Origin of the sequence: Paenibacillus sp. FSL P4-0184 (genome assembly GCF_038004625.1) — a bacterium.
In the GTDB taxonomy this organism is placed as follows: domain Bacteria; phylum Bacillota; class Bacilli; order Paenibacillales; family Paenibacillaceae; genus Paenibacillus_AQ.
Genome location: NZ_JBBORN010000001.1, coordinates 4,099,745 through 4,119,933, shown reverse-complemented (window position 1 = coordinate 4,119,933; position 20,189 = coordinate 4,099,745). Strand labels below are relative to the sequence as shown.

The 20,189-nt window shown below is 46.2% G+C and carries 20 protein-coding genes; 3 read left to right on the top strand and 17 right to left on the bottom strand.

What is annotated here, in order from left to right:
* From MKY52_RS18005 to MKY52_RS17965, 9 genes are all read right to left on the bottom strand, one after another.
* Positions 1-1,332, bottom strand: a complete 1,332-nt coding sequence (locus tag MKY52_RS18005) for a pyrimidine-nucleoside phosphorylase (RefSeq protein WP_341052630.1) — start codon at positions 1,330-1,332, stop codon at positions 1-3.
* A gap of 152 nt (positions 1,333-1,484) precedes the next feature.
* Positions 1,485-2,309 (bottom strand): purine-nucleoside phosphorylase, encoded by an 825-nt coding sequence (locus MKY52_RS18000; RefSeq protein ID WP_076284512.1) that lies wholly within the window; start codon positions 2,307-2,309, stop codon positions 1,485-1,487.
* Between the two features lie 45 nt (positions 2,310-2,354).
* Positions 2,355-3,533 (bottom strand): phosphopentomutase, encoded by a 1,179-nt coding sequence (gene deoB, locus MKY52_RS17995; protein WP_042190363.1) that lies wholly within the window; start codon positions 3,531-3,533, stop codon positions 2,355-2,357.
* Between the two features lie 227 nt (positions 3,534-3,760).
* Complete coding sequence (gene xerD, locus MKY52_RS17990) at positions 3,761-4,654, bottom strand: site-specific tyrosine recombinase XerD (protein ID WP_042190365.1); 894 nt, start codon at positions 4,652-4,654, stop codon at positions 3,761-3,763.
* A gap of 158 nt (positions 4,655-4,812) precedes the next feature.
* A complete protein-coding gene (locus tag MKY52_RS17985; RefSeq protein WP_188114651.1) occupies positions 4,813-5,046 on the bottom strand; it encodes a DUF4227 family protein in 234 nt (77 codons plus the stop codon).
* A 161-nt stretch (positions 5,047-5,207) separates the two neighbouring features.
* Positions 5,208-5,672, bottom strand: a complete 465-nt coding sequence (fur, locus tag MKY52_RS17980) for a ferric iron uptake transcriptional regulator (protein WP_042129744.1) — start codon at positions 5,670-5,672, stop codon at positions 5,208-5,210.
* 89 nt (positions 5,673-5,761) lie between these two features.
* Positions 5,762-6,412 (bottom strand): stage II sporulation protein M, encoded by a 651-nt coding sequence (gene spoIIM, locus MKY52_RS17975; RefSeq protein WP_076284509.1) that lies wholly within the window; start codon positions 6,410-6,412, stop codon positions 5,762-5,764.
* An 81-nt stretch (positions 6,413-6,493) separates the two neighbouring features.
* Positions 6,494-7,693: an endonuclease Q family protein gene (locus MKY52_RS17970; protein ID WP_341052629.1), complete on the bottom strand. Its 1,200-nt coding sequence runs from the start codon at positions 7,691-7,693 to the stop codon at positions 6,494-6,496.
* The gene (locus tag MKY52_RS17965; protein WP_341052627.1) at positions 7,684-8,256 is read right to left on the bottom strand and encodes an NUDIX hydrolase; all 573 of its coding nucleotides are present in this window, start codon (positions 8,254-8,256) and stop codon (positions 7,684-7,686) included. The genes MKY52_RS17970 and MKY52_RS17965 overlap by 10 nt, the downstream gene beginning before the upstream one ends.
* A gap of 77 nt (positions 8,257-8,333) precedes the next feature.
* Here MKY52_RS17965 and MKY52_RS17960 point away from each other — a divergent pair, with 77 nt between their 5' ends.
* Complete coding sequence (locus tag MKY52_RS17960; RefSeq protein WP_179085764.1) at positions 8,334-8,507, top strand: hypothetical protein; 174 nt, start codon at positions 8,334-8,336, stop codon at positions 8,505-8,507.
* A gap of 219 nt (positions 8,508-8,726) precedes the next feature.
* Here MKY52_RS17960 and MKY52_RS17955 read toward each other — a convergent pair whose 3' ends face one another.
* Positions 8,727-9,854, bottom strand: coding sequence for a tripeptidase T (locus MKY52_RS17955; protein ID WP_341052626.1), 1,128 nt, complete (start codon positions 9,852-9,854; stop codon positions 8,727-8,729).
* Positions 9,855-9,952: 98 nt separating this feature from the next.
* On the opposite strand from MKY52_RS17955, the gene prli42 reads away from it, so the two are divergent.
* On the top strand, positions 9,953-10,054 hold the full coding sequence (gene prli42, locus MKY52_RS17950; RefSeq protein ID WP_094872112.1) for a stressosome-associated protein Prli42: 102 nt from the start codon (positions 9,953-9,955) through the stop codon (positions 10,052-10,054).
* A gap of 82 nt (positions 10,055-10,136) precedes the next feature.
* On the opposite strand, the gene lipB is transcribed toward prli42, so the two are convergent.
* The 5 genes from lipB to lpdA all read right to left on the bottom strand — a co-directional run bounded on the left by lipB (position 10,137) and on the right by lpdA (position 15,956).
* Positions 10,137-10,847, bottom strand: coding sequence for a lipoyl(octanoyl) transferase LipB (lipB, locus tag MKY52_RS17945; protein WP_076284505.1), 711 nt, complete (start codon positions 10,845-10,847; stop codon positions 10,137-10,139).
* A 57-nt stretch (positions 10,848-10,904) separates the two neighbouring features.
* Entirely contained in the window at positions 10,905-12,266 is a 1,362-nt protein-coding gene (locus MKY52_RS17940; protein WP_341052623.1) for a dihydrolipoamide acetyltransferase family protein, read from the bottom strand.
* 116 nt (positions 12,267-12,382) lie between these two features.
* Positions 12,383-13,369 (bottom strand): alpha-ketoacid dehydrogenase subunit beta, encoded by a 987-nt coding sequence (locus tag MKY52_RS17935; protein WP_042190385.1) that lies wholly within the window; start codon positions 13,367-13,369, stop codon positions 12,383-12,385.
* 3 nt (positions 13,370-13,372) lie between these two features.
* A complete protein-coding gene (locus MKY52_RS17930; RefSeq protein WP_042190387.1) occupies positions 13,373-14,404 on the bottom strand; it encodes a thiamine pyrophosphate-dependent dehydrogenase E1 component subunit alpha in 1,032 nt (343 codons plus the stop codon).
* A gap of 130 nt (positions 14,405-14,534) precedes the next feature.
* A complete protein-coding gene (lpdA, locus tag MKY52_RS17925; protein ID WP_341052622.1) occupies positions 14,535-15,956 on the bottom strand; it encodes a dihydrolipoyl dehydrogenase in 1,422 nt (473 codons plus the stop codon).
* Positions 15,957-16,123: 167 nt separating this feature from the next.
* Here lpdA and MKY52_RS17920 point away from each other — a divergent pair, with 167 nt between their 5' ends.
* Positions 16,124-16,429 carry a DUF2627 domain-containing protein gene (locus MKY52_RS17920; RefSeq protein WP_060622617.1) on the top strand — a complete coding sequence of 102 codons (306 nt, stop codon included), beginning with the start codon at positions 16,124-16,126 and terminating at the stop codon, positions 16,427-16,429.
* Between the two features lie 173 nt (positions 16,430-16,602).
* Here MKY52_RS17920 and MKY52_RS17915 read toward each other — a convergent pair whose 3' ends face one another.
* Positions 16,603-18,462 (bottom strand): ABC transporter ATP-binding protein, encoded by a 1,860-nt coding sequence (locus MKY52_RS17915; protein WP_042190395.1) that lies wholly within the window; start codon positions 18,460-18,462, stop codon positions 16,603-16,605.
* Positions 18,443-20,176 (bottom strand): ABC transporter ATP-binding protein, encoded by a 1,734-nt coding sequence (locus tag MKY52_RS17910; RefSeq protein WP_341052621.1) that lies wholly within the window; start codon positions 20,174-20,176, stop codon positions 18,443-18,445. The genes MKY52_RS17915 and MKY52_RS17910 overlap by 20 nt, the downstream gene beginning before the upstream one ends.
* Between the last annotated feature and the right edge of the window lie 13 nt (positions 20,177-20,189).

Sequence of the window (20,189 nt, the reverse complement as noted above, 5' to 3'; positions counted from 1 at the left end):
CTAGTACCGTGTTACTCCATCCTTCGTAACAAGCGCGAATACCAGTGGTAATGTTGGAACCGATTCAGAAGTAATACGGTAAGCTTCTAACACCTTACCCTCAGCTTCCTCTACTTTCTTATCACTGGCATCATTGATATGCAATACTGCAAGTGTATCACCAATCTCTACAGCATCTCCAACTTTTTTAGAGAGTTGAATACCTACAGCCAAATCTATTACAGATTCCTTGGTTTCACGTCCTGCACCAAGCAGCATAGCAGCAATGCCGATTTCTTCTGCTTGAATGCCCTCAATGTAACCCTTAGTCTTCGCTTTCACTTCAATGAACCGTTTAGCAGCAGGGAGTTTCTCCGGATCATCGATTTGCGAAACATCTCCGCCTTGCGCACTCACGATCTGTTTGAATTTCTCCAGCGCTGTGCCATCTTCAATATGTGTCATCAGAATCGAACGAGCCTCCGCTTCATCCTTGGCTTTACCGCCAAGAACAAGCATCTGGCTGCCCAGAATAAGGCAGACTTCCTGCAAATCTTTAGGACCGTGACCCTTCAAGGTCTCGATTCCTTCCTTAATTTCCAGCGCATTTCCGATCCCGTAACCCAGTGGCTGATCCATATCACTGATGATCGCAACGGTATTACGACCCAAATGGGTGCCGATATCCACCATAGCCTGGGCAAGCGCAATAGAATCATCAAGCGTCTTCATAAAAGCACCGCTGCCGGTTTTGACATCCAGTACAATGGCGTCTGCACCCGCTGCAATCTTCTTGCTCATCACTGAGCTTGCAATAAGAGGGATGGATTCAACAGTTGCTGTTACATCCCGAAGGGCATACAGCTTTTTGTCAGCGGGTGTAATGTTGCCCGACTGGCCGATCACGGCAGCTCCGATCTCCCCTACTTGATCAAAGAAACGCTCGCGATCCATCTCTATAGAAAAGCCAGTGATCGACTCCAGCTTATCAAGTGTACCTCCTGTATGCCCAAGTCCGCGGCCGGACATCTTCGCTACCGGTACTCCAGCAGAGGCTACCAACGGTGCAAGCACCACGGTGGTTTTATCTCCCACTCCACCTGTGGAGTGCTTATCAACCTTAATGCCTGCGATTGGGCTCAGATCCACTTGATCACCGGACATCGCCATTTCCATCGTTAGATCACCGGTCTCCCGTGCGTTCATGCCTTGAAAATAAACCGCCATGGCCCAAGCGGAAAGTTGATAATCAGGAACCTCACCTTTACTATAGCCTTGAATTAGAAAGGATATTTCCTCACGGCTCAGCTCTCCACCGTCTCTTTTTTTCTGAATAATGTCGACAGCTCTCATTTTACACCTGCATTTCACGGACATTTGCGCGAGCAAATCCGATATATTTTGGTTTAGTTAAATTAACTACCTGTTCATGCGTCAATAGCTTAAATTTAATCACTTGTGTCATAAATATGACCTCCCAGTAATTCAAAATGCAGTGCCCGAAATTACATTTTCGGAATAAAGCCTAAGACCAGTTTCAAGAAACGTTCACGCACACGTTCTGCAGTTTCCATCACCTCTTCATGATTGAGAGGTTGATCCAGGATTCCCGCGGCCATGTTAGTAATACAGGAGATGCCCAATACCTCGATACCTGCATGACGAGCAACAATGGTCTCCGATACAGTAGACATGCCCACAGCATCGGCACCTAGTGTACGAAGCATTACGATTTCAGCAGGCGTTTCGTAGCAAGGTCCCAATAGACCTGCATATACGCCTTCTTTGAACTCGAAATTCTGCTGAGCTGCCGTTTCCTTCGCTACCTGGATCAGGCGGCGACTGTAGGCGGTCGACATATCTGGGAAGCGCACACCAAGTGCAGGATCATTAGGTCCTATTAAAGGATTCCGTCCAGTCATATTAAGATGATCCGTAAGAAGCATAAGATCACCCGGCGTGAAGTCAGTGTTCACTCCACCAGCTGCATTCGTTACTAGTAAACTGGCTATACCAAGCTCTTTCATAACCCGTACAGGGAATGCCGTTACCTCCGGTCCATAACCCTCATACATATGAAAGCGGCCCTTCATCATCACGACTCGGCGGCCTTCGATCATACCAATTAATAGCTCGCCCTCATGTCCTTCTACAGTAGAAACAGGAAAGTGAGGAATCTCATCATATGGAATGCTTACTCCATCCGTAATAAGGTCTGCAAGCACACCGAGGCCTGAACCAAGGATCAATCCAATTTCCGGAGCCACCGGACATTTGTCTTTTATATAAATGGCTGCTTCTTGAATTTCTTTTTGAGTTAATGCGCTCATGGATGATCCTCCTTCATTGATGTTGTGGAGCAACCCACAACCCTTTTATTGCAGTTTCGCTAAAAAGCTTGTCCCATACTGCGGCGCCTTCGCACCAAAGTTATCTGCAATGGTTGCAGCTACATCAGAGAAGGTTTCACGAATGCCCAAACTTTCTGGATGTTTAAACCGCGGGCTATAGATTAAGAGCGGTACATATTCACGGGTATGATCAGTTCCACTATGGATCGGATCGTTACCATGGTCTGCAGAAATAATCAATAGATCATCTTCACCGAGCGTAGATAGAATTTCAGGCAGGGCCTGATCGAACACTTCCAGTGCACGGCCGTATCCTTCTGGGTCACGACGATGTCCATACAAAGAATCAAAATCCACCAGATTCGTAAACAGGAAACCGTCAAACGGTTGACGAAGCTGCTCAATAGTAACTTCGATTCCATGTTCATTGCTCTTCGTTGGATAAGAAGCCGTAACTCCTTCTCCTGTAAAGATATCGTTGATCTTACCAACCGCGATAACATCCTTACCGATATCAGTCAGCGCGTTCATTACCGTTGGTTCTGGCGGCTTCACAGCATAGTCATGCCGGTTTGGCGTCCGAACGAATTTCCCTGGTTCGCCAACATATGGACGAGCAATCACGCGACCAACCGAGAATTCTGGAGCCATCGTCAGCTCACGGGCTATTTTACAAGCGCTGTACAGCTCTTCGAGTGGAATGATATCTTCATGTGCAGCAAGCTGGAATACGCTGTCCGCAGAGGTATAGACAATCCAAGCACCGGTTTTCATTTGCTCTTCGCCGTATTCAACAAGAATCTCCGTACCGGAAGCCGGTTTATTCCCGATTACCTTACGACCAGTTGCCGCTTCGAACTTCTCAATCAATTCTGCTGGAAAACCGTCAGGATACGTATTGAAAGGAACCTCAATCTTCAGCCCCATTAGCTCCCAGTGTCCAGTCATCGTATCCTTGCCTACAGATACTTCCTGCATTTTGCCGTAGTACCCTGTTGGTGAAGCTACAGGCTCTAGCGGTGGCAGCGGAGCAATATTAGCTAAACCGAGCTTCTGGAGATTAGGAAGCTTCAAACCAGGAACACGATCCAATATATGACCAAGCGTGTGCGACCCAGCATCACCGAAATTCGCAGCATCTGGCGCTTCACCGATACCAACACTATCTAGAACAATAAAACCAATTCGTTTAAATGAGGACATTGTTGTCTTCACTCCTTTTTTAATATAGATATTCTTTCGTACCAACAAGAAGAAACGGCTGTACCGTCTTCCAGAAGACATACGCTTCCGAAGTTAGCGATACAATGTACCGCTTATCAGGTATCCGTTTCTGCTAAAAGATAACCTGCGGATCATTCCCCAGTCTATCCTTTCAGTATGATTCCATCATAACCATCTTACTCACAAAAAGCATCTTTAAAGCAGAATTATCGAGCTCTAGGATGGTGGCTCTCATATACTTCCTTCATATTCTTACGCGCTATACCGTTATAAATCTGAGTCGTCGAAATATCGGCATGACCCAGCATTTGTTGTACGGAACGCAAATCTGCTCCGCCTTCCAGTAAATGGGCTGCGAAGGAATGCCTAAGTGTATGCGGGGTAATATCCTGCTCAATGTTTGCTTCCCGAGCATATTTTTTTATGATTTTCCAAAAGCCTTGTCGGGTTAATCTTCCGCCTAGACTATTCAGGAACATGGCTGGTTCCTCCTGGTGATCACGAAGCAGCTTGTCCCGCATAAGTGAAGTGTAAGCCGCTACACTCTCAGCTGCAAGGGTTCCAATGGGAACTACCCGCTCCTTGCCAGAAGTTCCTGTACAACGCGCAAATTTCATATCCGTGTGCACATCATCCACGTTAAGTGAGATTAATTCAGAGACCTTAATGCCTGTTGCATAGAGTAATTCCAGCATAGCCTTATCGCGCATCCCTTGTGGCGTACTTACATCCGGCGCAGCCAATAACTGCTCTATTTCCGAAATGGTAAGCACCATAGGAGGTTTCTTATCAGGCTTCATGGTCTCCATGTCCAGTGTTGGATCCTGCTCAATCAAACGTTCCTTCAGCAAATAATGAAAAAAAGCACGGAGGGACACTGCGCTCCTGTTCAACGTTGCTGTTGCTCGACCAGCTCCGCGTAATGAGCCAAGATATAATATCACATGCGATCTTCGGATCTCATCAGGCTGACTAGCCCCCCGCTCTTCAGCGAACTCCAGAAACTGCGATACATCCCTACCGTAAGATTCCAGTGTATTCGGGGACAAACCTTTATCTCCGGACAAATAATGTAAAAACGGCTGCAAGTGTGACTTCATTATTTCACGCTCCTGTCCTGGCGCAGCTACTCATAGTGACTTCCTGCAGCACATTCAGCATGAGGGTTCTGCAGATGTGTACATTTAGTATACGCTGCATGAATCCACCTTGTTTTCTTCGACATTCTTCTCACTTGTTCCTGCTTCCTGCGAAGCTTTCATTCTCCATACCAGTAATAGAAGCGCAAACGCTGTCTTGTATCCAGACCATCATCACCACGATCGGCATGATCAAAAGCCCGAACAGCGGAGCCTTCAGGAATTCCATAATTCTCTATCGGACTGATCCATTCACCAAGCCAGCTCATAGCACTGTAGAGCAAATAGCTTAGAGCCACAAACATGATCATAAAATACAGCTTTCGAACTGTTTTGGGCACAGAAACGATCATAAGGACGCCTCCCTCTAACATACAGTTAAGATCTGCTCGTCCTTCACCTTATGCATCAAAACGGACTGATATGTATACCTCCAATAGACCAATCATTTAAAAAGCTCTCTCCGGTAAAAAACCGGGGAGAGCTTATGAAGTGAATTTCATTATAAGATGACTTAGGACGGATTTCCGTTTGAATTATTCTTATCGCTACACCGATAGCATATCCCATGAAAATCAAGTCTATGATCAAGCACTGTGAAATTAAATTCTTTCTCCAGTCGCTCTTCTAGCGGACCTAACCAATCCTCGCGAATCTCATCCATACTACCGCATTGCACACAAATCAAATGATGATGATGGTGCTTCGCAGTATCTGTTCGCAGATCATAACGGGCGACACCGTCACCGAAGTTAATCTTTTCTACGACGTGAAGCTCGCTAAGAAGTTCCAGGGTACGATATACAGTCGCAAGACCGATCTCGGGAGCTTTCTCTTTCACGAGCATAAAAACATCTTCTGCGCTAAGATGATCTTCTTCATTCTCCAGCAGCACTCTTAAGGTCGCTTCCCGTTGGGGTGTAAGCTTGTATCCTTGGGATTGTAACTGTTGCTTAATTTTGTCTATCCGAGCTTCCATTGTCTCCCTCCCCCTTGGAAAATAACCTCACCGGTCTTCAAACCACTTCTTCCATTATAGGGGGTGTCGCTTTGAGAAGTCAAACGCTTTTACTGCAAGCCCAAGGTAGTCACTGCTTGTACAAGTGAAGGCGTAACCCAGCGCATCATGATCGGCGTAACATAGGTCTCAAAACTAGAAATGCCCAGAATCAACAGTGCCATTACAAGTGACAATATGGTGTACATAGTAAAAGGTCGAGTCACTGGCGTCCGACGTTGTCCTAGCACTCGGCTACGAATCATCTGTAAGGAAAAGGCGATCGCCGCTGCACTACTTACTAACAACACAGGAATCAGTACCAGATTGTGCGGAGCCACGGAGACTAATGCGAACAGCATTCCATGCCATGAATATTGACTAACTAGACAACCGACCGTAAAGCCGATCAATACCCCTTTAAGAAAATCAAGAATCAAGATTCCCGGCAGCCCAATGACTGATAATCCAAGGATCCAGATCAGCCCAATCCATTTCAGATTTAAGGCCGCTATACTCCAGTACGAATCAGGTGCTGCGGGTAGACCCTGCTGATCAACCGTTACAAAGAAATTTCCTAGATAATCCCCCAGCTCCTGTTGCTGATCCATCGTAAGCGCACTAACGATAAGAGCTCCAAATACAACACCTACCAGAAATAATACGCCGACAAAAATATACAGAGGCGTCTGTTCCTTCATCATCAGCCTTAAATTACGCATCGAGACGTTCCCCTTTCCGGTTACATGTTACACCATATGAGAAAACGTCCCGCGATATGACTTGTCCTTAGGACAATAACTCTACTTTCCAGGTTGTACGACTTTACCGTATGTTCCCCCACCGCCTGCTGATAATTCCAATATGCCTGAGCGGGCCCGAACGATCATAGCCGCCAAATCCACTCCTACTACGCTAGCAATTTCCGCTTCTCCACAACCATGTAAAATGTTCATCTCCGTGCCAAAAGCTTGCAGTAACGCGTTCATCTTAGCCTTCCCGAGGCCTGGTATAAATTCAAGCGGAACCTGATAGTGATAAGGTGGACGGTTTGCGGGTACTAGAGGCGTCTTGCGGTCTGCGATATCTAGGATCCGGTCAAATACACCTCTCACCAATTTAAGACTGCCACAATACTGGCAGCGTTCCGATGTGACATAAGCTTCGTCAATAATACTGCCACAACCTCCGCAGTAGGTTCGGTGGTATTTACCAAGCCGGGGGTTAAGTCCGAAATTGGCTGTTACCTTCCGCCCTTCCTTACGTTCTAGTGCGAGTCGTAGTTCAGCATAAGAAGGTCTTGCCAACGCCATTACATTATACTCTCGACCTAGTTTGCCCAGTGAATGCGCATCAGAGTTCGTTAGGAATGTGAAGTCATCCAGCTCAGAAAGATAACCCGCCATTTCCGAATCTGCACTCAGCCCTAGCTCAACTGCTGCTATGCGATCCAGATCAAAGATGTCTGCCATACGCTCCGCTGCACAGCCGTACAAGCCCTTGTGAGGCGTGAAAATATGTGCAGGGATAAGAATGCCTCCCCGCCCATAAATCTCATCCTGAAGCTCCCTAGCCGGAGCATACAGGCGCTGGGAACTTAGATTCACATTCCGCATATAGCGGCTCATCCACGCACTAAAATCGGTCATGCGCTCCACGTCCGGCATGTAGGCGAGCACATGGCACTCTTTTCGCCCAGGCTCGCGGATTTCAATCTCTGTTCCCAGAATGATCGTAGTCCCTCGGTAAGCAATCCCTCCACCTTCAGCTAACGTCATCTCTCCAGATTCCAAGGAAAGCTGAATATCACGTAGAACGCCTGGTGAATGACTATCAATAATACCGATCATTTCTAGTCCCTTGCGCTCTGCAGCCTCTTTGGCAATGCCCGCAAAGGTAAGCTCGCGGCTGCCGCTGATTTTGACCGCTTGTCCTTCCGACGTTCGTCCAATATGAACATGCAGATCGCAATAGAAACTCTTCAATTCAGTTGTTAATTCCATTGGCCTGTCAGCGTGTATAGATGCCAAGCATACACTGCCATCATCGTCTTCGCGTCCGCGATGCGCCCGTCAGCCATATATTGATACGCTTCCTCCAGGGTAAGTTCCGAAACTTCTAGAAATTCGTCCTCGTCCAGGGACATATCCCCTGACTTTGCATTAGTAGTCACATACAAATGAATAATCTCATCGGCGAAGCCGGGAGAAGTATAGAAGGATTTAAGCAATTTCAGATCACCACTGTGAAATCCAGTCTCTTCTTGAAGTTCACGACCAGCCGCAACTAATGGATCTTCACCTTTATCCAGCTTCCCAGCCGGAATTTCTACTTCAGTGCGTTGCATGGGCTGACGGTATTGCTCTACAACAAGCATTTTGTTGTTGTTTAAAGCAAGCACCGCTACGGCGCCGGGATGCTTCACGACTTCACGTGTCGCAGTATTTCCATCAGGCAGTCTCACTGTGTCCACCTGTAAAGATATAATCTTCCCATCAAAAACAGGCTGTGTAGACAATGTCACTTCATCAAGCTCGGGTTTGCTGTGCAAATATTGTTCTCCCATAAAGTTTCTGGTCTCCTTTTTCTCTATTGTGCATACGGTGTATTATAGCAAACTTAAAGGGAAAGAAGGAATTTCAGATGAACGAAATCTTCAGCCGTACAAGCTCATCCGCAGTTACAATGGTAGGTAAACCGGAGGAAATCAAGGCCATTTTAGCTAGGTGGATAGAGCGGTATGGGCCCGATATGCCTCTCTCATACATTCTCTCCCTAAAGGATCAATCCAAGATCATTCCAACCAAAGCAGGGTAAATTCACTCTCTCCTTTAGGATTTAATCATACATGTGCATCCGAATATAGAGGTGTCCCAAAAGGCGATAAATTTGCTTATAGTGTCATCTGGGTCCTTTAGCCTCAAATAACTTTTTTGGATGCCCCTAAATCTGGCTGCATTAAACTCCCCATAAAAAAATACAGAGCAGCAATCCTCCGTTACGGTAGGATCGCTGCTCTGTTATTTTATAAGAAGGTTAGCCCTTCACACTCTCTTTAACAATATTTACTACAAGCTCAGCCACTTTAACGATATCTTCGGCTTTAATCCGTTCCTTAGTGGTATGGATATGCTCGTATCCTACAGCGAGATTAATGGTCGGAACATCTAGGCCATTGAATACGTTAGCGTCACTTCCTCCACCAGAGTGGAACAGACGGGGCGTAAGACCCATAGAAGTGATAGCCCGCTGTGCAAGCTGTACCACTGGATCATTTTCATTAAAGCTGAACGCTGGATAAATAATTTCACTGCGGAATTCGCATTCTGCACCGTATTCGCGGACCGTGGTCTCCAGTGCTTCACGCATCGAGGCGATTTGATCGCCAACTTTTTCCTGCACGATACTACGTGCTTCTGCGTCCAATTGAACGTGATCGCACACCACATTCGTAGGTCCGCCGCCAGCGAATTTACCGATATTCGCAGTCGTTTCGTTGTCGATCCGACCAAGCTTCATGGCAGCAATCGCTTTGCTGGCTACTTGAATCGCACTGATGCCGTCTTCTGGATTAACACCTGCATGAGCTGATTTTCCGAAGATTTGCATCGTAATCTTAGCTTGTGTAGGTGCCGCAACTGCAATCGCACCGACTTCACCATTGGAATCGAGTGCGAAACCGAAGTCTGCATCCAAATTGCTCGGATCCATCGAACGTGCACCTAGCAATCCAGATTCTTCACCCGCAGTAATTACGAACTGAATCTGACCATGTGGCAATTTTTGCTCTTGAATCACTCTGATCGCTTCGAACAGTGCAGCTAGCCCAGCTTTGTCATCTGCTCCAAGGATCGTAGTGCCGTCACTTGTAATCCATCCATCCTCGCCGAGCGTAGGCTTGATATTTTGTCCAGGAACAACTGTATCCATGTGGCAAGTGAACAGAAGCTTTGGCGCAGATCCACCGTTCTCAGCCGGCCAGGTAATGAACAGATTACCCGCTCCATGTCCAGTTCTTTCCTGGGAATCATCTTCGGTAACTTCTAAGCCAAGAGCGTTAAATTTGCTCTTGAGCACATCGGCAATCTGCCGTTCATTTCTTGTTTCACTATCAACTTGGACAAGCTCCATAAATTCTTGAATCAATCTGTCTTGTGAAATCACTGGACTTCCCTCTCTTTCGTGAATACGTTACAATGGTTGTACAGAAAGACCATCCATCTTCATGCTATTAACTTAAACTAAATCTAAAGGAGTTACTCATGCAACGTAATAAGTGGTTCAAAATCTTCATCTACGTCATGTTGTTCGCCATGATTGCCTCTACGCTCTTTATGGTTATCGAGCCTTTCCTTGCAGGATAATCTCTTCACAAGGAACATTGATAATAGCGGCTAGGGACCCCCTTGCCGCTATTTGGCTTGCCTGTTAGTTCGTTAATCAACCTTAAGCCATAGTGCCAAAGAACTCATCCTGCTCTTCATAAGGAAAGTGTCTTAGAAAATACGGAACCAATTCTTTGGCCACATCTTGAAGTTCAAAATGACGACCTGCACACTCCTCTAGGGAAGTTACTCCAAATTCAGTGATACCGCATGGAATAATCCCTTGAAAGCCGTATCCAGATATTCCTTCAGAAATGTTAAAAGCAAAACCATGGCTAGTAACAAACCCTCTTCGGAATTTGCTTTTATTAAACTTAACACCAATGGCACAGATCTTCTCGTCGCCAACCCATACCCCTGTATACTCCGGCTTCCGTTCTCCTACAATTCCGTAGGATGCCAAATAATCAATAATCACTGCTTCCAGACTGCGCAAGTACCCACGTAAATCCACCTTACCTTCTTCACCGAGCATAAGGATCGGATAACCTACAAGCTGACCCGGTCCGTGATATGTAATATCTCCTCCCCGGTCGATTTCAAACAGCGCAATTCCTTTTTCTTTGAGCTGCTCTTCATCTAGAAGAAGATGTTCGGGATGATTCTGTGAACCAATAGTATAGGTAGGCGGATGCTGCAAAAGAATCAATCGTTCCGGTTGCTCACCAGCATCAATGGCGTGCACGCTTTCCTTTTGCAGATCCCAAGCCTCCCCATACTCCATAATAGGGTCATATGAAATCTGCAGCTTACGAATATCCGAATTATTCATACCGTCAGGTCCCCTTTTTCAGTCTCATGCCTGCACAGTTTGGCTCGTTATTATTTTTTAGTAAAGTTTCGTATCTGGGGTATATCCTTCAATGTTATCCTTGACGCGTTGCAAGAAACGACCGCAAATCACTCCGTCCAGAATCCGATGATCCAGCGACAGACAAATATTAGCCATTGATCTTACACCTATCATATCGTTAATGACCACAGGTCTTTTTACAATCGATTCAAACGTTAAAATCGCTGCCTGTGGATAGTTAATGATTGGATAAGAAAGAATGGAGCCAAATGAGCCGGTATTATTTACAGTGAAAGTCCCTCCCTGCAAATCTTCCAGACTCAGTTTGCCTTCGCGGGTTTTTTGTGCCAATTCATCAATCTCACGTGCCAGCCCGGCAACGTTTTTCTGATCAGCCTTCTTAATTACAGGAGTGATAACCGAATCTTCAGTACCTACCGCTAACGAGATATTGATATCACGTTTGACAATAATTTTGTCTACAGCCCAGACAGAGTTCATAATCGGGTAATCCTTAATCGCACTCACAACAGCCTTCATCATGAAAGCCAGATAGGTTAGATTGATACCTTCTTTACGCTTGAACTCATCCTTATGTTTATTGCGCAGTGCGACCAGATTAGTCACATCTACCTCAATCATTGTCCAAGCATGCGGAATCTCCGAGACACTTTGGCGCATTCTTGTAGCGATTGTATTCCGGATTGGTGTTACATCAATCAGGTATTCCGAACTGTTGCCTCGTCCACCCTCGACTTCAATTGTTGGAATACGAGGAGATTCGCTCAAATGTAGACCCGAATGGCGAAGAGGCTCTTCCGCCTTCTTCTCTTGGGCTTGAACGAACTGTGGAGCAGGCGGTTGTGACACCACTGGGGTTGGTTGACTAGCAGAAATCGAAGCTGGAGATGTAGCTCCGCCACTTTCGATGAAGGCCAGCACATCCTTACGGGTAATTCGGCCACCCATACCAGTACCCATAACTAAAGTCAGGTCGATGTTATGCTCAGCCGCCAAAGTCTGTACCGCAGGAGAGTAGCGTGCACGCATCGTATCGTTAGCAGTTGAAGTCGCATTTTGTTCTGCAACATTATTAGCTACAACTGTATTAGTGTTAGTCACGTTTACAGCAGCAGGTGCAGTCACAGGCACGGCAATACGACAAATGACTTCGCCGACATTGACAACCTGACCTTCTTCCGCTAATAGTTCACCCATAACTCCATCTATCGTTGAAGGCAATTCAGCATTTACCTTATCTGTAATAAGCTCACATATTGGTTCGTATTGCTCTACCGGATCGCCCGGTTTCTTCAGCCATTTGCCGATCGTCGCCGATACTAGCGATTCCGCCAGCTGCGGCATAATCACGTCAGTCAACTTTTGGTTGTCAGACATCTTTTCACTCCTCAAAAGTTTTACGAAGCTTTGCTTCTTAGAAATACTGCGCAGTAAAACTTGCATCGTAAGCATAATCTTTAAGTTGTACGAAGCTTCGCGTCCACTCAACTATTTTAATATTGCGCCAGTCGAAGCATTTCCGCCTTCACTTTTTCTTTGCTAAGCATGAAGAACTTCTCCATTGGCGGGCTGATTGGCATCGCTGGAACATCGGGACCACAAAGACGGAAGATCGGTGCGTCTAGTTCAAATAGACAATGCTCAGCGATAATCGCCGCCACTTCGCCACCAATACCGCCCGTTTTATTGTCCTCGTGCACAATAAGAACCTTCCCTGTCTCACGAGCAGCAGCTATGATCGCCTCACGATCAAGAGGCTGCAAGGTCCGCAGATCCAGAATATGCGCTGTAATGCCTTCTTCGCGCTCCAATTCTTCTGCTGCTTGCATCGCAAAATGCAACGGCAAACTATAACCAATAACCGTAATATCTGTTCCCTTACGCAGCAGATTAGCTTCGCCAATTGGAACGGTGTAATCACCTTCTGGCACTTCTTCCTTGATCAGCTTATAGCACTTTTTGTTCTCGAAGAATAAAACCGGATCAGGATCACGTACGGCTGCCTTCAATAGTCCTTTTGCATCGTAAGCAGAGTAAGGTGCGACAATTTTCAATCCTGGTGTACCGAAGAAAATCGATTCCGGACACTGAGAATGGTACAGACCGCCGAATACACCGCCGCCGATAGGCGCACGTATGACAACCGGGCAATTCCAATCGTTATTTGAACGATAGCGGATTTTGGCCGCTTCGCTAATGATTTGATTCGTTGCTGGAAGCATGAAGTCAGAGTACTGCATTTCAGCAATCGGCTTCATACCATACATAGCTGCACCAATCGCCACACCAGCTATAGCTGATTCCGCTAACGGTGTATCTAGTACACGCTCTTCTCCGAACTGTTCTTGCAGGCCTTTTGTTGTGGTAAATACGCCACCTTTGAGCCCCACGTCCTCACCAAGCACAAACACGGATTCATCGCGTTCCATTTCTTCCTTCATCGCGAGCCGAATAGCATCGATATATTCCATTATAGCCATGATTTATGCTCCTCCTTTCAGGTCGGAATCACTGTAAACATGCAGCAGTGTATCTTCCGGTTTCGGGAACGGAGCGTTGTCAGCATATTCGATTGCTGCTTTAAGCTCAAGATTGCATTCAGCAATAAGATCTTGTTCCTGCTCGTCACTCCAAAGTCCCAGACCGATCAGGTAATTACGGAATCCTGCTACGCCGTCCTTCTTCCAATTCTCATCAACCTCTTCTTTGGTCCGATAAGCCAAATCATTGTCCGAGGTGGAGTGTGGAGATAAACGGTACATCATGGCTTCGATTAACGTAGGACCTTCACCCGCAAGTGCTCTTTCCCGAGCTTCCTTAACGACACGATATACTTCCAGTGGATCATTGCCGTCTACACGCACACCTGGAAATCCATAACCTAGAGCACGATCGCTGACCTTACCGCCAAGCTGTTTGTGAGCAGGAATAGAGATCGCGTACTGATTATTCTGACACATGATAATAACCGGCAGCTTATTCACTCCGGCAAAGTTACAAGCTTCATGAAAATCGCCTTGGTTGCTAGAGCCTTCCCCGAAGGTTACAAATGAGACGAATTTTTTCTTTTGCATTTTGGCTGCCAAAGCAAAACCAACCGCATGAGGGACCTGCGTGGTTACAGGACTTGAGCCTGTCACAATACGCAGACGCTTACTACCAAAGTGACCTGGCATTTGCCGCCCACCACTGTTTGGATCTTCTGCCTTTGCGAACACAGACAGCATCAATTCACGAGTAGTCATACCCACGGAGAGTACAAAAGCATAATCACGGTAATAAGGTAAAAAATAATCATTCTGCCGGTCCAGCGCAAATGCTGCTGCTACCTGACCCGCCTCCTGGCCAATGCCGGAGACATGAAAGTTAATCTTGCCAGCGCGCTGAAGCAGCAGACTGCGCTCGTCGTATTTACGTGCGAGCAGCATATATCTGTACATATCGATGACCTGGCCGTCACTTAGTCCAAGCTGCTTATGTCTGTTAATCGTTTCTACAGTATCTTGGGATTCCATAAAGAGATACCTCCTTATTCATAAAGCCTGAGTCTTACAGGATTTAAGACCAATTGTATCCTGATCTTAAAACCTGGTACTAAGACTTGGCTTGAGTTTATTATAATCCCTTTCTACCCAAAAAGAAAAGCTAAATCCCGATAGATCTTCCATCTACAGCTAACATTGCTTCTCCAATGATCTCCGAAAGTGTAGGGTGAGCATGAATAGCCTCGCCAACCTCCCAAGGTGTTGCATCCAGCAGTTGAGCCAATGCAGCTTCCCCGATTAGATCCGTAACATGCGGACCTATCATCTGCACACCAAGAATATCTCCGCTGCTTCGGTCCGCCACAACTTTAACAAACCCGTCCTTCTGACCGTATACAATCGCCTTGCCAATGGCCGAGAAGGGGAATTTACCAGTTACTACATCATGTCCCAATGCTTTAGCTTCCTTCTCAGTGTGACCCACACTCGCAACTTCAGGACGTGTGTAGACACAACGCGGTACAAGATGTGTATGATAAGGGTGAAGTTTCTCACCAGCGAGATGGTTGACCGCCATAATGCCTTCATGGCTGGCTGCATGAGCTAGTTGTAGTCCACCAATACAGTCACCAATCGCATAAATATGTGGCTCAGCCGTCTGCATACTAGCATTTACAGCAATAATTCCTTTATCAAAGCGAATATCTGTATTTTCCAGACCAATATTCTCTACATTCGCTACTCTACCTACGGATACAAGCAGCTTTTCTGCGGATAGACTTTGAGTTTGCTCTCCTTTACGGGCATCAATCGAAATACCATCGTCCGTTACCTTGCAGGTTGCAGCATCCACTGTAGTTTCAGTCAGTACTTTAACACCACGTTTTTTAAGTAAACGTTGCAGTTCTTTAGCTACTTCTTCATCCTCTTGAGGTAGTAACTGACTAGCAGCTTCAACTACCGTAACCTGTACTCCGAAATCAACCAGCATAGAGGCCCATTCCACCCCAATTACTCCGCCTCCAACAATAATGATGGAAGAAGGTAACTCGTCGAGCGTGAGCGCTTCATCACTGCTAAGAATAACTTTCCCGTCTGGTTCCAGACCAGGTAATACGCGCGGACGAGATCCTGTAGCAATAATAAGCTGGTTAGAGACCACTGTTTCCATTTCACCGTCTTCTAGTTCCACAGCAACAGCACCACTACGCGGGGAAAAAATAGAGGGACCCGTCACGCGCCCCTTGCCTTTAATTACTTGTATTTTATTTTTGCGCATCAAATATTGTACGCCCTGATGAAGTTGTTCAACTACCGCTTCCTTGCGCTTTTGTACTTTTGGGAATACAAGCTGTACACCGCTTGTCTCAATGCCATAGCTCTCGCTCTCATTGATTTCAGCATATACCTCTGCGCTTCTGAGCAGCGATTTGCTAGGAATGCAGCCACGGTGCAGGCAGGTTCCTCCCAGTTTGTCCATTTCGATGACGACGACGGACTTTCCAAGCTGTGCAGCGCGAATGGCTGCCACATATCCCCCGGTTCCTCCGCCAAGTATGGCCACGTCACATGAAATTGTCATGATATGTATCCTCCAGTCATTACACGTAAGTTCATTTTACATTGTATATTGTACTCTCTTTTTAGAGTATTACAAAACTTATAAACGTCATATCCAAATGGACTTTTTCTTACTAAAGCGTTATCATATGGTTGAATCTAATGGGCTAAGAGGGGTAGGAGACACTTATGAAACTATTAATTTCACGCTTCATTGCCATCCTTATTCTTGTGTTTCCTGGTTTAATCGCAATGAAGGGCTTCTTAATGATGAAGGACGATATTTTTGATTATATCTCTATGCATGGCGATGACTCCGTTGTTCCAGATTTCGCTTGGCTGCATTTCGGCGGAGGGTTTCTTCTCTTTGCAGCAGGTATGACTTTCCTTGGCGGCTGGATTCTAACAAGAGACCGCAAACGTAATTATGTTGGCCCTCGGTTCAAGGAGAAACAAAAAGCGAAACAAGCTGCCGCGCAAGAAACGATCTCATAAGCAGCTTAATCATCCCCTCATTGTACAACCGAAATCTATTGCACATTCTGCAATTAAACCATCCGACAACTCACTTCAAATGTATAATGAATATCCACACATTACATAAAGGCGAGAGTATTCATGGACGCGACCTACGCTTCCTTGAAAACTCCCGCCTTTTTATGCACAGCTTAAAGCCTAGCCTTATCAAGTACTTCCCTACGACCGCCTTGCACCAACTCGCTGTACAAGCCACCTTGCTTCAACAACTCCTCATGGGAGCCCTGCTGCAGCAATCTGCCCCCTTGAAGAACAAGAATTCGATCAGCTGCACGGATAGTGCCCAGTCTATGGGCAATAACGAAGCTGGTCCGTCCCTTCATTAACGCCTGAAGTCCTTCCTGAATCTTGATTTCGGTCACCGTATCGATACTGCTAGTGGCTTCATCAAGAACAAGCATCGAAGGATTGGCAAGAATGGCTCTTGCAATGGATAGCAATTGCTTCTGTCCTTGGCTTATACCGCTACCATCTGCAGAGAGCATTCGATCATAACCTTCCGGCATACGGATAATAAAAGAATGAGCGTTAGCAAGCTTGGCCGCCGCCTCGACCTCTTCATCGGAAGCATCCAGTCTACCGTAACGAATATTATCGCGGATGCTGCCCTTGAATAAAAAGGAGTCCTGCAATACAAACGCCATATGGCTCCTCAGGCTTTCACGCCGAATCGAAGTGACATCTAAGCCATCCAGCGTAATCTTACCCTGATTAGGATCATAGAAACGAGATAACAGCCCGATAAGTGTTGTTTTGCCGGCACCGGTAGGTCCTACTAAGGCAATCATCTCACCAGGCTTCGCTTCAAAGCTAATATCATGCAGTGTGTTAGAACTTCCGTCATATGAAAAAGATACCTTTTCGAACTTCACTGCACCTTCAACTTTAACCAGCGAAGTGGCTGCACCTTCATCTTTAGCTTCCGTCTCTTCGTCCAGCACTTCAAACACTCTTTCCGCTCCCGCAACCGCTGACAGTAGTGTATTCCACTGATTCGCTAAGTCATTAAGAGGGCGAGTAAATTGACGCGTATATTCTACAAACACAATAATCACACCGACCGTAATCGCTCCGCGAATCGCTAACAAACCACCGACTCCAGCCACAATAGCGAAGCTCAAATTATTGAGTCCATTCATCAGCTTAGGAATGAAGCCAGAAATCGACTGTGCCCAGTATCCAGAGAGCATAATTCGCTCATTGCGTTCATGAAAACCAGCGATGACCCGTTCCTCTTGTGAAAAAGCCTTGATAATCCGTTGACCGGATAACGTCTCTTCTATATAACCGTTTAACTCACCCACATTGCGCTGACGTTCTTTAAAAAGTGGACCCGTACGCCGAGTAATCCAGCGCATGCCTAATAACATCAACGGCACAACAAGGAACGTGAGCAGCGTCAATAGAGGACTGAGCCAGAGCATTACCCCCACCGTTCCGAGCAATGTCAAAACACTGGAAAAGATCTGAATAGCTGAGCTATTCAGCGTAGAGCTGACGTTCTCAATATCGTTGGTGAGGCGACTCATAATTTCGCCCTGCTGTCTCCGATTAAAAAATGAGATGGGCAACCGATGAAGATGGGAAAACAACTCCGTGCGCATCCGAAATACAGTCTCCTGGGCAATTTCAATCATCCATATATTTTGCAGCCAAGAAGTTAATGAATAGAAGATATAAACACTAGCTAGGCTGATCAGAAAAATCGTCCACGATCGTCCGCCAGTGCCTTCCAGATAATCATCCACAGCTTTACCAATCATATAAGGCCCGAGCAGTGCTAAAGCCGAGCTGAAGACTACCATTAACAGAACGAGAAAAAGCTTAGCTTTACGCTCGGCAAGGTAGCTCCAAATCCGCATGAGCGTGCCGCCCCAATCCTTCGCCTTTGCTTTTGGCTTCCCTCCAGCAGCTGAACCAAGGCTTCTTCCTGCTCCAAGCTCAATGACGGGTTTTGGGTGACGAAAGGGTTCAAGAATTGCTTTGAACATGCTGCTTCGCCTCCTCTACCTGTGATTCATAAATCTTGCGGTACAGCGCAGAGCTTGTCATAAGCTCGTCATGTGTTCCCTTACCGATTAAGCGTCCTTCGTCCAACAGCAGAATCAAATCTGCAGATGCAGTAGAACTAATCTTCTGAGTAATCAGGAAGGTTGTACATGAAATCTCTTTTAGTGCCTCCAGCAAAAGTCCTTCTGTCACAGCATCAAGCGCACTCGTACTGTCATCGAGGATCAAAATAGCAGGTTTCCTCACAAGCGCCCGAGCAATGGTCAACCGTTGCTTTTGCCCACCAGACAGATTTACCCCTCGCTGACCAAGCATTGTGTCATAACCTTTGGGCAGACCCATCACAGTTGCGTGAATTTGTGCAGCAGCCGCTGCGTGTTCGATTTGTTCCTGTGTAGCATGTTCATTGCCCCAAGCAATATTATCGCGAATCGATCCGCTGAAGAGCTGCAGTTCTTGAGGAACGTAGCCGATCGATCGCCGCAATCTTGAAATATCGATATCAGTGCTCTTTTGCCCATCAATGCGAATGATACCTTCTGTCTCTTCATATAAACGTGGGATTAGACCGACAAGAGAAGACTTTCCTGATCCGGTGGCTCCCATAATCGCTACCCGCTCACCAGCAGCAACTTCAAAAGTAATATCCTCTAGCACCGAAATATCACTCTCAGGATACTTGAAGCTGATGCCTTCAAATTGGACGTGACCCTGTATTGGTTCGCCCTTTGCGGCTCCGCCTTCCTTAACTCCAGCGCCTGCTGACATCACTTCTGTAATACGCTGTGAGGAGGCACGTGCTCGGGAAATTGTAACGACAAGTCCAGATATAGCTGACAACGCTCCTATGGTTCGTAAAGAGTAGTTAATAACTGCAACAGTTTCTCCTAAAGTAGCATCCCCATTTGCAATCTCAATCCGTCCAAACCATAGGATCGACATAATCGCTGCATTCACAATAAGCATAACAAATGGCATCGTTGTCTCCGTCAAACGTAGCGCAGATACCGTGGATTTCATCAAATTCCCGCTAAAGAGCGTAAAACGTCCAATCTCATGCCCCATGCGCACGAACACACGGATTAAGCGAATTCCCGTTAAATTCTCCTGGATTACACCATTCACACCGTCTAGCCGATTTTGTACGTTGCGAAATAACAAAGAAGCTTTTCTCATGATGAAGTAAAGGAAGAGAAGCAACAAAGGTAGAGCTACAGTGAGAAATAACCCCAGCTTCACATGAACAACCAATGCCATAATCACACTGCCCACCACAACCAGTGGCACCCGTGTCATAAAGCGGAGGCTCATAAATATAGTGTCCTGCAGCTGCGATACATCGCCGGTCAGACGCGTGATCAGCGACGAGGTAGCAAACCGATTGAATACTTCATATGTAAAGGATTGTACCTTTTCATATAACTTGTCCCTAAGATCAAACGCAAAGCTCTGACTCGCATGGGCAGCAAAAAAAGAACTTAATACACCAGCTATAAACGCGACTACTGCGCTGCCGATCAATACACCGCCCCAGAGCCATACTACGGAGGAATTTTGTTCTTTAATGCCCTGGTCAATAATTTTGGAAATGAGTAAAGGCTGTGACAATTCCACCGCTAGTTCAATAAGCATCATCACAAGGGCAGCTATTGCAGCGACTTTATATTTTTTGAGAAAAGAGAAAATCAAACCCATTCGCATACCCTCT

Coding starts and splice junctions, on each gene's coding strand:
- MKY52_RS18005 (WP_341052630.1), bottom strand. CDS start 1,332: ATGAGAGCTGTCGACATTATTCAGAAAAAAAGAGACGGTGGAGAGCTG.
- MKY52_RS18000 (WP_076284512.1), bottom strand. CDS start 2,309: ATGAGCGCATTAACTCAAAAAGAAATTCAAGAAGCAGCCATTTATATA.
- deoB (WP_042190363.1), bottom strand. CDS start 3,533: ATGTCCTCATTTAAACGAATTGGTTTTATTGTTCTAGATAGTGTTGGT.
- xerD (WP_042190365.1), bottom strand. CDS start 4,654: ATGAAGTCACACTTGCAGCCGTTTTTACATTATTTGTCCGGAGATAAA.
- MKY52_RS17985 (WP_188114651.1), bottom strand. CDS start 5,046: ATGATCGTTTCTGTGCCCAAAACAGTTCGAAAGCTGTATTTTATGATC.
- fur (WP_042129744.1), bottom strand. CDS start 5,672: ATGGAAGCTCGGATAGACAAAATTAAGCAACAGTTACAATCCCAAGGA.
- spoIIM (WP_076284509.1), bottom strand. CDS start 6,412: ATGCGTAATTTAAGGCTGATGATGAAGGAACAGACGCCTCTGTATATT.
- MKY52_RS17970 (WP_341052629.1), bottom strand. CDS start 7,693: ATGGAATTAACAACTGAATTGAAGAGTTTCTATTGCGATCTGCATGTT.
- MKY52_RS17965 (WP_341052627.1), bottom strand. CDS start 8,256: ATGGGAGAACAATATTTGCACAGCAAACCCGAGCTTGATGAAGTGACA.
- MKY52_RS17960 (WP_179085764.1), top strand. CDS start 8,334: ATGAACGAAATCTTCAGCCGTACAAGCTCATCCGCAGTTACAATGGTA.
- prli42 (WP_094872112.1), top strand. CDS start 9,953: ATGCAACGTAATAAGTGGTTCAAAATCTTCATCTACGTCATGTTGTTC.
- lipB (WP_076284505.1), bottom strand. CDS start 10,847: ATGAATAATTCGGATATTCGTAAGCTGCAGATTTCATATGACCCTATT.
- MKY52_RS17940 (WP_341052623.1), bottom strand. CDS start 12,266: ATGTCTGACAACCAAAAGTTGACTGACGTGATTATGCCGCAGCTGGCG.
- MKY52_RS17935 (WP_042190385.1), bottom strand. CDS start 13,369: ATGGCTATAATGGAATATATCGATGCTATTCGGCTCGCGATGAAGGAA.
- MKY52_RS17930 (WP_042190387.1), bottom strand. CDS start 14,404: ATGGAATCCCAAGATACTGTAGAAACGATTAACAGACATAAGCAGCTT.
- lpdA (WP_341052622.1), bottom strand. CDS start 15,956: ATGACAATTTCATGTGACGTGGCCATACTTGGCGGAGGAACCGGGGGA.
- MKY52_RS17920 (WP_060622617.1), top strand. CDS start 16,124: ATGAAACTATTAATTTCACGCTTCATTGCCATCCTTATTCTTGTGTTT.
- MKY52_RS17915 (WP_042190395.1), bottom strand. CDS start 18,462: ATGTTCAAAGCAATTCTTGAACCCTTTCGTCACCCAAAACCCGTCATT.
- MKY52_RS17910 (WP_341052621.1), bottom strand. CDS start 20,176: ATGGGTTTGATTTTCTCTTTTCTCAAAAAATATAAAGTCGCTGCAATA.